The organism is Pseudarthrobacter sp. SORGH_AS 212 (assembly GCF_030818145.1).
Lineage (GTDB): Bacteria > Actinomycetota > Actinomycetes > Actinomycetales > Micrococcaceae > Arthrobacter.
Window position 1 is genome coordinate 3,379,494 of the sequence record NZ_JAUTAA010000001.1, and the last position, 14,473, is coordinate 3,393,966.

General features: G+C 63.9%; 13 protein-coding genes and 1 tRNA gene. 11 read left to right on the forward strand and 3 right to left on the reverse strand.

From position 1 onward, the window contains the following. Positions 1-35: 35 nt before the first annotated feature. Complete coding sequence (locus QE394_RS15475; RefSeq protein ID WP_056075418.1) at positions 36-1,253, reverse strand: pyridoxal phosphate-dependent aminotransferase; 1,218 nt, start codon at positions 1,251-1,253, stop codon at positions 36-38. A gap of 275 nt (positions 1,254-1,528) precedes the next feature. Between QE394_RS15475 and QE394_RS15480 the strand changes: the two genes are divergently transcribed. From QE394_RS15480 to rplL, 9 genes are all read left to right on the forward strand, one after another. Continuing rightward, positions 1,529-1,601: transfer RNA gene (locus QE394_RS15480), tRNA-Trp, on the forward strand. Positions 1,602-1,684: 83 nt separating this feature from the next. Then, positions 1,685-1,969, forward strand: coding sequence for a preprotein translocase subunit SecE (gene secE / locus QE394_RS15485; protein WP_043794078.1), 285 nt, complete (start codon positions 1,685-1,687; stop codon positions 1,967-1,969). Positions 1,970-2,083: 114 nt separating this feature from the next. Next, complete coding sequence (nusG, locus tag QE394_RS15490) at positions 2,084-2,887, forward strand: transcription termination/antitermination protein NusG (protein ID WP_045729566.1); 804 nt, start codon at positions 2,084-2,086, stop codon at positions 2,885-2,887. Positions 2,888-3,015: 128 nt separating this feature from the next. Further along, entirely contained in the window at positions 3,016-3,447 is a 432-nt protein-coding gene (gene rplK / locus QE394_RS15495) for a 50S ribosomal protein L11 (RefSeq protein WP_003803853.1), read from the forward strand. Positions 3,448-3,625: 178 nt separating this feature from the next. Further along, complete coding sequence (rplA, locus tag QE394_RS15500; protein ID WP_015937867.1) at positions 3,626-4,333, forward strand: 50S ribosomal protein L1; 708 nt, start codon at positions 3,626-3,628, stop codon at positions 4,331-4,333. Positions 4,334-4,444: 111 nt separating this feature from the next. Then, complete coding sequence (locus tag QE394_RS15505) at positions 4,445-5,587, forward strand: GNAT family N-acetyltransferase (protein WP_349035013.1); 1,143 nt, start codon at positions 4,445-4,447, stop codon at positions 5,585-5,587. Between the two features lie 8 nt (positions 5,588-5,595). Beyond that, on the forward strand, positions 5,596-6,714 hold the full coding sequence (locus QE394_RS15510) for a GNAT family N-acetyltransferase (RefSeq protein ID WP_056075408.1): 1,119 nt from the start codon (positions 5,596-5,598) through the stop codon (positions 6,712-6,714). Positions 6,715-7,005: 291 nt separating this feature from the next. Then, the gene (rplJ, locus tag QE394_RS15515) at positions 7,006-7,599 is read left to right on the forward strand and encodes a 50S ribosomal protein L10 (protein WP_056075405.1); all 594 of its coding nucleotides are present in this window, start codon (positions 7,006-7,008) and stop codon (positions 7,597-7,599) included. Positions 7,600-7,676: 77 nt separating this feature from the next. Then, positions 7,677-8,054, forward strand: coding sequence for a 50S ribosomal protein L7/L12 (gene rplL / locus QE394_RS15520; protein ID WP_056075402.1), 378 nt, complete (start codon positions 7,677-7,679; stop codon positions 8,052-8,054). Between the two features lie 125 nt (positions 8,055-8,179). Here the strand turns inward: rplL and QE394_RS15525 are convergent, their stop codons facing one another. Beyond that, entirely contained in the window at positions 8,180-8,683 is a 504-nt protein-coding gene (locus QE394_RS15525; RefSeq protein ID WP_056075399.1) for a YbaK/EbsC family protein, read from the reverse strand. Then, on the reverse strand, positions 8,683-9,882 hold the full coding sequence (locus tag QE394_RS15530) for an acetyl-CoA C-acetyltransferase (RefSeq protein ID WP_056075397.1): 1,200 nt from the start codon (positions 9,880-9,882) through the stop codon (positions 8,683-8,685). Before QE394_RS15530 ends, QE394_RS15525 begins: the two co-directional genes overlap by 1 nt. Before the next feature lie 247 nt (positions 9,883-10,129). Here QE394_RS15530 and QE394_RS15535 point away from each other — a divergent pair, with 247 nt between their 5' ends. Beyond that, positions 10,130-10,603: a hypothetical protein gene (locus QE394_RS15535; RefSeq protein WP_082497265.1), complete on the forward strand. Its 474-nt coding sequence runs from the start codon at positions 10,130-10,132 to the stop codon at positions 10,601-10,603. A 306-nt stretch (positions 10,604-10,909) separates the two neighbouring features. Then, on the forward strand, positions 10,910-14,419 hold the full coding sequence (gene rpoB / locus QE394_RS15540; RefSeq protein WP_056075394.1) for a DNA-directed RNA polymerase subunit beta: 3,510 nt from the start codon (positions 10,910-10,912) through the stop codon (positions 14,417-14,419). Positions 14,420-14,473: the final 54 nt, after the last annotated feature.

Genomic DNA, 14,473 nt, shown 5'->3' on the forward strand with positions numbered 1-14,473 from the left:
GCGTTTGTGCTTAAGGCGCCAAGAGTGAGCGGGCGCTACTGGGCCTTGCCGAGGAAATCCTGCAGGCGCTGCACGCCGGTGGCGAGGTCGTCGTCGCCCAGTGCGTAGGAGAGCCGCAGGAAGCCGGACGGGCCGAACGCCTCGCCCGGAACCACTGCCACTTCCACCTCGTCCAGGATCAGCGACGCCAGCTCAGCCGAGGTCTGCGGCGTGGCGGTGCCGGCGGCCGTGGGGAATTCCTTGCCCAGCAGCCCGCGGACGTCCGCGTACACGTAGAAGGCGCCCTTCGGCGTCGGGCATTCCACGCCTTCAATGGCGTTCAGGCCGGCCACGATCGCCTTCCGGCGGCGGTCGAAGGCCACCTTCATCTCGTCGACCGCTGTCAGCGGGCCGGAGACGGCGGCGAGGGCGGCGATCTGCATGATGTTGGAGACGTTGGAGGTGGCGTGCGACTGCAGGTTGGTGGCCGCCTTGATGACGTCCGCCGGGCCGATCATCCAGCCGATGCGCCATCCGGTCATGGCATAGGTCTTGGCCACACCGTTGAGGATGACCACCTTGTCGCCGAGTTCGGGAACGGCCGTGGCAATGGAAGTGAACGGAACGCCGTCGTAGGTCAGGTGCTCGTAGATCTCGTCGGTCACCACCCAGATGCCCTTCGACGCTGCCCACTTGCCGATCTCGGCCACCTGCTCGGGGGAGTAGACCGCGCCGGTGGGGTTCGACGGCGAGACGAACAGGAGGATCTTGGTCCGGTCCGTCACGGCTGCTTCAAGCTGCTCGACGGTCACCAGGTAGCCCTGCTCCGGCCCCGCAAAAACCTCGACGGGAACGCCGCCGGCCAGCCGGATCGCTTCAGGGTAGGTGGTCCAGAACGGTGCGGGGACAATGACCTCGTCGCCCGGATCCACCAGGGTGGCGAACGTGTTGTAGACGGCCTGCTTGCCGCCGTTGGTCACCAGGACCTGAGAAGGGTCGACGGCGTATCCGGAGTCCCGGAGCGTCTTCTCTGCGATGGCCTTCTTTAGTTCGGGAAGCCCGCCGGCGGGGGAGTAGCGGTGGTACTTCGGCTGCCCTGCGGCCTCGATGGCAGCCTGGACAATGTAGTCCGGGGTGGGAAAATCCGGCTCGCCTGCGCCGAAGCCAATAACCGGACGCCCAGCAGCCTTCAGCGCTTTCGCCTTGGCATCAACGGCCAGGGTGGCGGATTCGGCAATTGCGGATATGCGCTGGGAAACGCGGGCGGCAGACATGGCAGGTCCGTTCTACGCTTGCAGCCGGATGGCTGGAATGTGGGATTCGACGTTTTCTACTCTATGCTGTTCACCGGACCCTCCGGGGTGCCGGATGTGAAATGTGACTGGCCCGCCAGGCACGGACACACCGGCTTGCGGAGGGGCTGGAACGGGTCGGTTTTACGAACGCGAAGATGTTGCCGTAGACTGATTCACCGGTGTTGAAACACAGATGATGGCGTGCGCCCCAGTGAAAGCTGGTGAATCGCCGTTGCTGTTTGGTTTCACTCCATAGGGTAGTGGCGCAATTGGTAGCGCAGCGGTCTCCAAAACCGCAGGTTGCAGGTTCGAGTCCTGTCTGCCCTGCGCAAGCTGCCCCGGGCAACAAATCCGGGGCAAGCGCAGCAACCATGGTTCTGATCAGGGCCGGGTAATCCACCATTGCAAAGATGAGCGAGGACCAGGTGACCGAAACAGCTGCCAGCAGCTCCAAGGGCCGCCCAGCTAAGAAGGATGCCAAGGCAAACATCTTCGCCCGTATTGCACTTTTCGTCCGCCAGATCATTGGCGAACTGAAGAAGGTCGTTGCCCCCACCCGCAAGGAACTGATCAACTACACGCTCGTGGTGCTGGTGTTCGTGGCCATCATGATGGTCATCGTCAGCCTGCTGGACATCGGTTTTGGAACCGCTGTCGGCTGGCTCTTCGGCGGGACAGGCCCCACGGACAACTAAGGCTGCAGGGTCCGCAGGCTGCGCGCTCCATCCGGGAAACCGGAGGGGAGCGCCGGTGTGCGGAATTGAGCCATTTAAATAGGCATGTTAGGCAATGAGGAAGCAGGAGACCAAGTGTCTGAGCAGGAGCTCGAGGTAACCGGGACTGAGCAGGAAGAGGCCGTGGACATCACCGCAGAAATCGGTGAAGAGTCTGAGGTTGAGTCCTCCGCGCCCGAATCCGATGACGCCGATGCCGACGCGGAGGCTGACAGCGAGGCAGAGTCCGGCGATGCCGACGCTGACGCCCTCGCCGCCGCGGCAGCCACCGCTGCCGTTGACCCGGCCGATGAATTCAAGGCCAAGCTGCGCCGCCAGGAAGGTGACTGGTACGTCATCCACTCCTACGCCGGTTACGAAAACCGCGTGAAGGCCAACCTTGAGACCCGCATCCAGACCCTGGACATGGAAGATTACATCTTCGAGATCCAGGTGCCCATGGAAGAGGTCGTCGAGATCAAGAATGCCCAGCGCAAGGTCATCAACCGCGTCCGCATTCCCGGCTACGTCCTGGTCCGCATGGACCTGACCGACGCTTCCTGGGGCGCCGTCCGCCACACTCCCGGCGTTACCGGCTTCGTGGGCAACGCCCACAACCCTGTGCCGCTGCGCCTCGACGAGGTCTTCTCCATGCTCGCGCCGGTCTTCGAAGAAGAGCAGGCCGAGAAGGGCAAGCCGGTCAACAAGCAGCACCAGGCGCCGGTGGACGTCGACTTCGAGGTCGGCGAGTCCGTCATCGTCAAGGAAGGCCCGTTCGAGACCCTTCCCGCCACGATCTCCGAGATCAAGGTCGAATCCCAGACCCTCGTGGTGCTGGTCTCCATCTTCGAGCGCGAAACGCCCGTCACCCTGGCGTTCAACCAGGTCACCAAGATCTGATTACCCGAGAATTCGTTCCGGCGCCGCCCGCTTAGCGGCTCCGGAACGGCAGGCCGCCTTGCCATGGCGGCCAAAAACCTGGGCCACGCTCCTGTGCCCCAGGAAGTTATTGAGAGAAGGACCCTACATTGGCTCCCAAGAAGAAGGTCACCGGCCTCATCAAGCTGCAGATCCAGGCAGGAGCCGCTAACCCGGCCCCGCCGATCGGTCCCGCACTTGGCCAGCACGGCGTCAACATCATGGAATTCTGCAAGGCGTACAACGCTGCAACGGAAGCCCAGCGCGGCAACGTCATCCCCGTGGAAATCACCGTCTACGAGGACCGTTCCTTCACGTTCATCACCAAGACCCCGCCGGCTGCAGAACTCATCAAGAAGGCTGCAGGCGTTGCCAAGGGTTCGGCTACCCCGCACACCGTCAAGGTTGCCAAGCTGACCCAGGCACAGGTCAACGAGATCGCCTCCACCAAGATGGAAGACCTCAACGCCACCAGCCTCGAAGGCGCAGCGAAGATCATCGCCGGCACCGCCCGCTCCATGGGTATCACCGTCGAGGGCTAATCCCCCTACCGCCGCCTGACGCCGCGCATCAGCATGGCGCCGAGTGGCACCGCCGGAATCCCGGCACCACCAACAATTGAAATGCCGGTTATCCGGGACGAATAACCGTCCGGATCACCGGCTGTGGCAGGGCCCAGCGCGGTCCGCAGACCACAACTGCACAAGGAGAAAGAGCAGCATGGCAAAGCGCAGCAAAGCATATGAGGCAGCAGCCGCCAAGATCGACGCGGAGAAGTCCTACGCGCCGTTCGAGGCAGTGACCCTCGCCAAGGACACCAACCCGTCCAAGTTCGACGCCACCATTGAGGTTGCTTTCCGCCTCGGCGTGGACCCCCGCAAGGCTGACCAGATGGTCCGCGGTACGGTCAACCTGCCCCACGGCACCGGTAAGACCGCCCGCGTCCTGGTCTTCGCCACGGGCGACAAGGCCGAGGCAGCTATCGCAGCCGGCGCCGACTTCGTTGGCTCCGACGACCTGATCGAAAAGATCGCCGGCGGCTGGACCGACTTCGACGCCGCTGTTGCCACCCCTGACCTCATGGGCAAGGTTGGCCGCCTCGGTAAGGTCCTCGGCCCGCGCAACCTGATGCCGAACCCGAAGACCGGTACGGTTACCCCGGACGTCACCAAGGCTGTCAATGACATCAAGGGCGGCAAGATCGACTTCCGCGTCGACAAGCACTCCAACCTGCACTTCATCATCGGCAAGGTGTCGTTCGACGCCGTCAAGCTGGCTGAGAACTATGCAGCAGCGCTGGAAGAGGTGCTTCGCTTGAAGCCTTCCGCTTCGAAGGGCCGCTACATCCAGAAGGCCACCGTTGCCACCACCTTCGGCCCCGGCATCTCCGTGGACCCGAACGTCACCAAGGTGCTCACCGAGGCCTAAGCCTTACAGAACATCTGCCCGGATCATTCCGGGGCATTGAAAACCGCCCGGCGCGCATGCGCCGGGCGGTTTTTGCTTAACTTGTTCACACGTTCTGCCTAAGCTGGGGAAATGCCCGGGACACCGCTTCCCTTCCCGCCGGACGCGGACGCCGTCGGCATCAACATCAGTCGCGTGGAGATCCCCTCGCGGGGGAACCGAACGCAACCGCCCGGCGTCGTACCTTCCGAAGACTTCCGTGCATGCCATTCCCTGCGCGAAACCCACGAACTCTCGCTCTGGGGCAACCTGGACCGGTGCCCGACGCTGGCCGAGTCGCTGGAATTCTGGCGGGGGAACCAGTACGAGGAGCGGCACCTGTTCCTGGCCCGCCGCGACGGCAGTCCTGCGGGGCTGTGTTCGGTCACCCTGCCCTTGCGGGAGAACACCGATACCGCGGGAATCGATGTACTGGTCCACCCGGCCCAAAGGCGGCAAGGCGTTGGCCGCACGCTGCTGCAGTTTGCAGAAGCCGCGGCCCGCAGCCGGGGGCGCACCTCATTGGACGGGTACCACGAGATCCCGCTGGAACGCGTCGGCCCGGGTGCGGCCATGCTGCCTGCGAAGTCCGGATCAGGTGCGCTTCCCCTCGCCGATCCCGCCACTGCCTTTGCCTCTTCGGCCGGCTACTCGCTTGAACAGGTGGAACGGTCCGGCCGGCTGGACCTGCCCGTGCCTGCAGGGCTTATGACCCGGATTGAGGCTGAAGCCGCCGCCCGGGCCGCCGCCTACACGGTGGTCCGCTGGGACGATCACTGCCCCGACGAATTCGTTGCCGGCCTTGCCGCGCTTAAAGCGACCATGAGCACCGATGTCCCCACTGCCGCCCTGGGCTGGGAACGGGAGGACTGGGATCCTGCCCGGGTCCGCGACGAGGAGGCCGCCATGGTCCGCGGCGGTGTGCAGTCTGTGGTGGCAGCGGCCCGGCACCGCGGGACGGGTGAACTGGTTGCATATACGGTCCTGAACTGGCGTCCGGAAGTACCGGGATCCGCCACCCAGCAGGACACGCTGGTGGCCGGGCCGCACCGCGGCCACCGGCTGGGCATGCTGGTCAAGGCCGCAAACCTGGGCCGGGCGCAGGCCAGGTGGCCTTCGGTCCGCTCGGTTTTGACGTGGAACGCCAGCGAAAACCAGCATATGCTTTCGATTAATATTGCGCTTGGATTCAGGCCTGCCGGCTATGAAGGGGAGTGGCAGAAGCGGCTGGGATGATGCCCCGTATGGCAAAAGACGTGAAGATCGAGCAGCTCTGGATTCCCGACTCCCTTGAGGCCCCTGACGCTGCCGATTTCCTTGCCGCCCTCGAAGTGGGCAGGAAAGTTCGGATGGCCACCTGGGGGAGTGACGACCTCGCCTACGGTCCCCTCGAGAAGCTCCTTGAATTCGAGGATCCGTACGAGCGGCAACTGATCCTCGTCGCCAAAGTGGACGGCGAAATAGTCGGGACCGTGGACATCGCACTGCCCCTGACCGATCACCTGGACCTGGCGGAATTCACCCTGGACATCCTGCCCGAATTCCAGCGGCAGGGCGTGGGGCGGCGGCTCCTGGAGGCCGCCGAGCAGCTTGCCCGCGGCGAGGGCCGCACCATGATCCTGGTGGACACCAATCATCCCGGCGCATCGCTGGATGAGTTCGAACAGGCCCTCCTGGTGCCGGGGACCGGGCCGGGCTTCGTCCCGCTGGACAGCCGCGAGGTGGAGTTCGCCCAGAAGACCGGGTACACCCTGCAACACATTGAGCAGTTCAGCGCCTGCATCCTGCCACTGGATTCGAAGCTTGTGGCGGACCTGCAGGCAGAGGCCGATGACGCCAACAACGGCCGCTACCGCCTGCACCACTGGACCGACCGCTGCCCGGACCGCTGGCTTGAGGCCGTCGCGGTACTCGAGAACCAGGCCGGTGCGGACGTTGACCCCGATCTTGACGTCCCTGTGGAGCAGGACTTGGTGTTCGACGGCGGCATCCTGCGCGAAGCCGAGGACGTCGCCATCGCGCAGGGCCGGCGGACGGTGGTCACCGCCGTCGAGCATCTCGCCTCGGGCACGCTGGTGGGGCTGACCACCATCACCGTGCTGGCACACCGGGCGGACGTGGTGTTCCAGGACGACACGCTGGTGCTGCAGGAGCACCGGGGCAACAAGCTGGGCCTGCTGATCAAGGTCTCCAACATGGAACGGCTCACCGAGCAGTTCCCTGACGCCCGCGTCATCTACACCTGGAACGCTCCGGACAACAGGTACCTCCTTACCGTCAACCAGCAGCTGGGCTTCCGCATTGCCGGGGTGACCGGGATCTGGCAGAAAGAGCTGCCGAAGCTCCATACCAGTACCAGCTGAGGCCCCGATTTGGCGTCCTGCCACGGGCTCCCGTAGACTTGGAGGACCAAAGACCGTCGGTTGTTGGAAATCCACTCTTTCGAGCATTGCTCAACTCTGCAGTTGTGCGCGGGAGATGAAGTGGTTTTCTGGACGAAGGACCCTGACATAGGGCGGCCGGCGCAGGTGAACGAAGCAACGCTCCATGGAAACATGTTGAGCCAAGCCCCGTGCATCTGCGCGGGGCGTTTTTAGTTTTAGCTCACCTGAGCGGGACCCTCGAATACCGGCACTATCCCCGGAAGGAGGGTTATGGCAACGCCTACCAAGGTTTCAGCAGTAGCTGAGATCACTAACGATTTCAAGGAATCGAACGCCGCTGTCCTGACCGAATACCGCGGGCTCACCGTTGCACAGCTCAAGCAGCTGCGTGTTTCTCTCGGCCAGGACACCAAGTTCGCGGTCGTCAAGAACACCCTGACCGCCATTGCAGCCAAGGAAGCCGGCGTCGAAGCATTCGACGGCCAGCTTGCCGGCCCCACTGCAATCGCGTTCATCAAGGGTGACGCAGTTGCCGCTGCCAAGAGCCTGACGGATTTTGCTAAAGCCAACAAGCAGCTGGTCATCAAGACCGGTTACTTCGAAGGCAAGGCACTGGACGCCAGCGAGGTCGCCGCACTGGCTGCCCTCGAGTCCCGTGAGCTGCAGCTCGCCAAGGTTGCAGGCATCCTCAAGGCTCCTGCTGCCGCAGCTGCACGCATCATCGATGCGCTGCGTCTCAAGCTTGAAGAAGAGAACGGTGCACCGGCAGCTGCCGAAGCGCCGGCCGCTGAAGAGTCTGCTGACTCTGCAGCTGAAGCAGCAGCCGAGGCACCCGCCGAGGCTCCCGCTGCCGAAGAGAACTAATTCTCTTTACCCCACCAGACTCCGGTGTCTGTCCGGCTCCGCGCCGTTCGGACACCACAACAGGAAGGACGCCTACCATGGCGAAGCTCAGCAACGAAGAGCTCATTGAAGCTTTCAAGGAACTGACCATCATCGAGCTCTCCGAGTTCGTCAAGCTCTTCGAAGAGACCTTCGAAGTAACCGCTGCTGCTGTAGCCGTTGCCGGCCCCGCCGCCGGTGGCGCTGCTGAAGAGGCTGAAGAGAAGACCGAATTCGACGTCGTTCTCGAGTCCGCTGGCGAAAAGAAGATCGCAGTGATCAAGGAAGTACGTGCCATCACTTCCCTGGGTCTGAAGGAAGCCAAGGACCTGGTTGACAGCGCACCCAAGGCTGTTCTCGAAGGCGCCACCAAGGAAGCTGCCGAGAAGGCCAAGGAGCAGCTCGAGGCTGCAGGCGCCAGCGTTACCGTCAAGTAACAACGGTTTCTCCACTAAAAACCCCGTCCCACTGCCTGGCAGTGGGGCGGGGTTTTTTGCGTCCGGACCCCAACTGAGTAGCAGCAGGTGTCGTTATGAGCCCTCATAACCACACCTGCTGCTACCTACATCGGGTTGGGGTCAGAAATATCCGCGACGACGGCGCCGAGGGCGGACGTGAGGGCGTCGGCGTCGACGAAGGCGCTGTAACCATGGGCGCCGGCACCCATCGATATCCGCCGCCCCGTGATGGTGGCGTCGGCATATACGGGCCACGGGCTGGTGCTCCCCAGCGGGGTAATGGTTCCGCGTTCGTAGCCCGTTGCCTCGAGGGCGATGTCCGCCGGCGGCAGGGAGAGCTTGTTGACGCCCACCAGCTGCCGCAGTTTGGGCCAGGAGATCTGCCGGTCGCCGGGGACCAGGGCGAACAGGAAGGTCCCGTTCTTGTGCTTCACCACCAGGGATTTGACGATGTCCGCCGGCGTGATGCCAAGGATTCCGGCGGCCTCTTCGAGGCTCCTCGCCGCTGGCCGTTCCACAACCTCCACGTGGAGGCCGCGGGTGGCAGCGTCGGCCAGGAACCGTTCGCGTCCGACGCCGTCCCTTCCGTTTGCCGCTTTGTCCGCCATCAGTCGCGGTAGAGCAGGAGCGCTTCGCCCTGCCCTCCTCCGCCGCACAGGGACACCGCTGCCTTGCCGGTTCCGCGCCGCTTCAGCTCGTGCGCGGCGTGCGCGGCCAGGCGTGCTCCCGACGCCCCGATGGGGTGGCCCAGGGCGATGGCGCCGCCGTGGATGTTGCACTTCTCCAGCGGATAGTCGAGGTCCTTCAACGACTGCACCGCCACCGACCCGAAGGCTTCGTTGATCTCGATGAAGTCGAGGTCAGCTGTGCTCCAGCCGGCCTTGCCCAGGGCGTTCATGATGGCGTTCGAGGGCTGGGAGTGCAGCGAGTTGTCAGGCCCGGCCACCTGGCCCGGCTTGCCAACCACCGCGAGGTATTCCAGTCCGTGCTCTTCGGCGTAAGCCCGCGATGACAGCACCAGGGCCGCGGCGCCATCGGAAAGGGGGGAGGAGTTGCCCGCCGTGATGGTGCCGTCGGTGACGAAGGCGGCGCGAAGCCCGCCGAGGGACTCCACGGACGAATTGGGCCGGACGCCCTCGTCCGTGCCCACCACCAGGGGGTCACCCTTCCGCTGCTTGACGCTGATGGCGACGATCTCGTCGTCGAACGTTCCGTTCTTGGCGGCCAGCGCCGCACGCTGGTGGGACTGGGCCGCAACGTTGTCCTGTGAAGGCCTGTCGATGCCGAGGGCGAGGTTGCCTGTCTCGGTGGACAGGCCCATCGACTGGCCGTCGAAGGCATCGGTGAGCCCGTCATGGGAGGCCACGTCGAGGGCCTGGATGGAACCGTAGGTCCAGCCCTGCCGCGACCCCGGCAGGATGTGGGGAGCCCGGGTCATCGACTCCTGGCCGCCGGCCACCACCACTGCGGCTTCGCCGGCGCGGATCATCCGGGCCGCGTCGATGACGGCGGTGAGCCCCGACAGGCATACCTTGTTGATCGTCACCGCGGGGACGTTCCAGCCGATCCCGGCGGCAATGGCGCTCTGGCGGGCCGGGTTCTGGCCCGCCCCCGCCTGCAGGACCTGGCCCATGATGACCGCTTCCACGTCACCCACCGCTGCGCCGCTGGCGTCCAGGGCGGCGCGGATGGCGTGCGCGCCAAGGTCTACGGCCGTGAAGCTGGCCAGTTGCCCGTTGATCCGCCCCTGCGGGGTGCGGACTGCTGAAAGGATGACAACGTCGCTGTTGCCGGGGGAGTTGCCCATGGTTATCTCTTCCGATCTCATCCGGTGTAAGCCACCAAGGTTATCGTGACCCTGGTCACCCATCTATTCAAACGCGGCGGCAGGCATGTGCATTCCGGGCCTGCGCCGCCTGGAGCCGCGTTAGCTGGAAGACAGCAGGGGAGAGGTCCCCATGGCCGGAATGTGCACGACGGCGGCAGCTTGCGTAGGGTGGACGGCGGAAACTCATGCAGGGGGCAGCCATGCCGCACCCGGGACGGATGGAGCAATGACAGTGAAGAAGATCCTCGCCCTGGCAGCAGTTGTTGGCGTAGCCGGGCTGACTGCCTGCTCGGTGTCGGCGCCCGCTCCGGCCGAAACCGCTGACGCTGGCCAGTCCGCGAGCCCGGCTGCCAGCAGTACCGGCTCCGCCAGTGACGGCCCGTCAGCGTCCTCCGGCACGTCCGGCGGCGCCAAGGAAGCCTGCGAACGCTTCAACTCGCTGTTTGCCGACTACGCCGCTGTGCCCTCCGGGGACGCCAACGGCTACGAGAACATCTACCTGCAGGCAGAGGACGCCAAGGACACCGTCACCGGCGACCTCCAGGGCCTGTTCGCGTCGCTCAGCCTCCTGGCCATTGACCATTCCAGTGCGGCCGAAAGCGGCGGCGAACCCGCGCAGGCTTCAAAGGACGCAGTGCGTGACGCGGTGTTCGCCAACTCGGGGACCTGCTCTGCCGAAGGCGTGACGCTGAAGCTCTAGCCCGCCGCCGGAAACCCGGATCCGGCCGGAAACGGGTGCTTGCAATCCTGCGCGAAGTGGGGTAGACACATAGGTTGTTTTGCCGTATCGTAGATATTTGCGTCTTCCCTGTTTACCTTCAGCCTTCATATAGCGGTGGGCTTTGCCTGGCAGCTGGCAATCAACGTGCCGTCGATACGTCACATCACAGCCAGCCGGGCCCCGGGTCATATAGCGGAACCGGATGGTAGCGCTGCGGAGTAACTTCTGCAGGGTGCACAGCGGGGGAGATCTGAAAACGCCTGAAGGTCTGTGGAAGGATCCCTCTTGGTCGCCTCGAGCACCTCTAATAACGAAACCGCTAACACCGCCGACAGCACTGATGGTGCCACTCGCCGGCTCTCATTCGCAAAGATTCACGAACCCCTTGATGTTCCGAATCTGCTTGCCCTGCAGACGGACAGCTTTGACTGGCTCGTCGGCAACGAACGCTGGCAGGCACGCGTAGCGAAGGCCGTCGAAGAAAACGATCTCAGCGTCGCTACGACGTCCGGCCTGTCGGACATCTTCGAAGAGATCTCCCCGATCGAGGATTTCCAGGGCACCATGTCCCTGAGCTTCTCCGATCCGGAGTTCGCTGACCCCAAGTACACCATGGCCGAATGCAAGGACCGGGACGCTACGTACTCGGCTCCGCTGTACGTCAAGGCCGAGTTCATGAACAACAACACGGGCGAAATCAAGCAGCAGACCGTGTTCATGGGCGACTTCCCGCTGATGACCGAGAAGGGTACCTTCGTGGTCAACGGCACCGAGCGTGTCGTCGTCTCCCAGCTGGTCCGTTCGCCGGGCGCCTACTTTGAGCGTGCCGCTGACAAGACCAGTGACAAGGACATCTTCACCGCCAAGATCATCCCGTCCCGCGGTGCATGGTTTGAGCTTGAGATCGACAAGCGCGACCAGGTCGGTGTCCGCCTCGACCGCAAGCGCAAGCAGTCCGTCACGGTCCTGCTGAAGGCCCTCGGCTGGACTGAAGGCCAGATCCTCGAAGAGTTCGGCCAGTACGACTCCATGCGCGCAACGCTGGAGAAGGACGCCACCGAAACCCGCGAAGACGCCCTGCTGGATATCTACCGCAAGCTGCGTCCGGGCGAGCCGCCCACCGTCGAGGCTGCCCAGTCCCTGCTGGACAACCTGTACTTCAACTCCAAGCGCTACGATCTGGCCAAGGTTGGCCGCTACAAGATCAACCGCAAGCTGGGCATCGACCGCTCCCTTGGCGACAAGGAAGCCTCGGTCCTGCACGTTGAAGACATCGTCGCCATGATCAAGTTCCTCGTTGCGCTGCACGCCGGCGAGAAGACCATCAAGGGCACCCGTGACGGCCAGGAAGTGGACCTGCGCGTCGAAATCGACGACATCGACCACTTCGGCAACCGCCGCATCCGCGCCGTCGGCGAGCTCATCGAGAACCAGGTCCGCACCGGCCTGTCCCGCATGGAGCGCGTTGTCCGCGAGCGTATGACGACCCAGGACGTCGAGGCCATCACGCCGCAGACCCTGATCAACATCCGTCCAGTCGTGGCAGCCATCAAGGAGTTCTTCGGAACGTCGCAGCTGTCGCAGTTCATGGACCAGAACAACCCGCTCTCGGGTCTGACCCACAAGCGCCGCCTGTCCGCGCTTGGCCCGGGTGGTCTGTCCCGTGACCGTGCCGGCATGGAAGTTCGTGACGTGCACCCGTCCCACTACGGACGTATGTGCCCCATCGAAACTCCTGAAGGCCCGAACATTGGTCTGATCGGTTCGCTGGCTTCCTATGGACGCATCAACCCGTTCGGTTTCATCGAGACGCCGTACCGCCTGGTCAAGGACGGAGTCGTTTCCGACGACGTCCAGTACCTGACGGCCGACGACGAAGCCGAGGTCCTGATCGCCCAGGCCAACGCACCGCTGGATGCTGACAAGAAGTTCTCGGAAGAGACCGTTCTTGTCCGTGCCCGTGGTGGTGGAGGCGAGCCTGTTCTGGTTCCCGCCGCCGACGTCGAGTTCATGGACGTTTCCCCGCGCCAGATGGTGTCCGTGGCTACGGCCCTGATCCCGTTCCTCGAGCATGACGATGCCAACCGTGCACTCATGGGTGCCAACATGCAGCGCCAGGCCGTGCCGCTGGTCCGTTCCGAGGCCCCGTTCGTGGGTACCGGCATGGAGCGCGCCGCAGCCGTCGACGCCGGTGACGTCACCATCGCCAAGAAGGCAGGTGTGGTTACCGAGGTCTCCGCTGAGCTGGTCATCATGCTCAACGACGACGGTACGGAAACCAACTACCGCATCAACAAGTTCGCACGCTCCAACCAGGGCAACTGCTACAACAACCGCGTCCTGGTTAACGAAGGCCAGCGCCTGGAGGTCGGCGGCATCATTGCTGACGGCCCGGCAACGGACCAGGGCGAGCTCGCCCTCGGTAAGAACCTGCTCGTGGCATTCATGTCATGGGAAGGCCACAACTTCGAGGACGCCATCATCCTCTCGCAGCGCATTGTTGCCGAGGACGTTCTTTCCTCCATCCACATCGAGGAGCACGAGATCGATGCCCGCGACACCAAGCTTGGTGCCGAGGAAATCACCCGTGACATCCCCAACGTGTCCGAGGAAGTCCTGGCAGGCCTGGACGAGCGTGGCATCATCCACATCGGTGCCGAGGTCGAAGCCGGCGACATCCTGGTCGGTAAGGTCACCCCCAAGGGCGAAACCGAACTGACCCCGGAAGAGCGCCTGCTGCGCGCCATCTTCGGTGAGAAGTCCCGCGAAGTGCGCGACACCTCCCTCAAGGTGCCGCACGGCGAGTCCGGCACCGTCATCGGTGTCCGCGTCTTCGACCGCGACAACGACGACGAGCTGCCCCCGGGCGTGAACCAGCTGGTCCGCGTCTACGTGGCCGCCAAGCGCAAGATCACCGACGGCGACAAGCTCGCCGGCCGCCACGGCAACAAGGGTGTTATCTCCAAGATCCTTCCGATCGAGGACATGCCCTTCCTTGCCGACGGCACCCCCGTTGACATCGTCCTGAACCCGCTGGGTGTCCCGGGCCGTATGAACGTGGGCCAGGTGCTCGAAACGCACCTCGGCTGGGTTGCCAAGACCGGTTGGAAGATTGAAGGCGAGCCCGAGTGGGTCAAGCAGCTGCCGAACCTGCCGCGCGAGAGTGGTCCCACCACTGTTGCAACGCCGGTGTTCGACGGCGCCCGCGAAGAGGAAATCACGGGCCTGCTCGACTCCACCAACGTGACCCGCGACGGTGACCGCCTGATCAACTCCTCCGGCAAGACCCGCCTGTTTGACGGCCGCTCCGGCGAGCCGTTCCCGGATCCGATCTCGGTCGGCTACATGTACATCCTGAAGCTCCACCACCTGGTGGACGACAAGATCCACGCCCGCTCCACCGGCCCCTACTCCATGATCACGCAGCAGCCGCTGGGTGGTAAGGCACAGTTCGGTGGCCAGCGCTTTGGTGAAATGGAAGTGTGGGCCCTCGAAGCCTATGGCGCCGCCTACACGCTCCAGGAACTCCTCACCATCAAGTCCGATGACATCCACGGCCGCGTCAAGGTCTACGAAGCCATCGTCAAGGGCGAGAACATCCCGGAGCCGGGCGTTCCCGAATCCTTCAAGGTCTTGATCAAGGAAATGCAGTCGCTGTGCCTGAACGTGGAAGTGCTTTCCACGGACGGAACCACAATTGAAATGCGTGACTCTGATGACGCAGTCTTCACGGCTGCGGAAGAACTGGGCATCGATCTGTCTCGCGCAGAGCCCAGCTCCGTAGAAGAGGTCTAGCAGGTCCGGTCCGACGGCGGGTGCCCACCCGCCGTCGGACCTGACCTCCCTCAT

Bases quoted from the DNA above. Each gene is read 5' to 3' on its own strand.
- QE394_RS15475 (WP_056075418.1), bottom strand. From the start codon at position 1,253: ATGTCTGCCGCCCGCGTTTCCCAGCGCATATCCGCAATTGCCGAATCC.
- secE (WP_043794078.1), top strand. From the start codon at position 1,685: ATGAGCGAGGACCAGGTGACCGAAACAGCTGCCAGCAGCTCCAAGGGC.
- rplA (WP_015937867.1), top strand. From the start codon at position 3,626: ATGGCAAAGCGCAGCAAAGCATATGAGGCAGCAGCCGCCAAGATCGAC.
- QE394_RS15505 (WP_349035013.1), top strand. From the start codon at position 4,445: ATGCCCGGGACACCGCTTCCCTTCCCGCCGGACGCGGACGCCGTCGGC.
- QE394_RS15510 (WP_056075408.1), top strand. From the start codon at position 5,596: ATGGCAAAAGACGTGAAGATCGAGCAGCTCTGGATTCCCGACTCCCTT.
- rplJ (WP_056075405.1), top strand. From the start codon at position 7,006: ATGGCAACGCCTACCAAGGTTTCAGCAGTAGCTGAGATCACTAACGAT.
- rplL (WP_056075402.1), top strand. From the start codon at position 7,677: ATGGCGAAGCTCAGCAACGAAGAGCTCATTGAAGCTTTCAAGGAACTG.
- QE394_RS15525 (WP_056075399.1), bottom strand. From the start codon at position 8,683: ATGGCGGACAAAGCGGCAAACGGAAGGGACGGCGTCGGACGCGAACGG.
- QE394_RS15530 (WP_056075397.1), bottom strand. From the start codon at position 9,882: ATGGGCAACTCCCCCGGCAACAGCGACGTTGTCATCCTTTCAGCAGTC.
- QE394_RS15535 (WP_082497265.1), top strand. From the start codon at position 10,130: ATGACAGTGAAGAAGATCCTCGCCCTGGCAGCAGTTGTTGGCGTAGCC.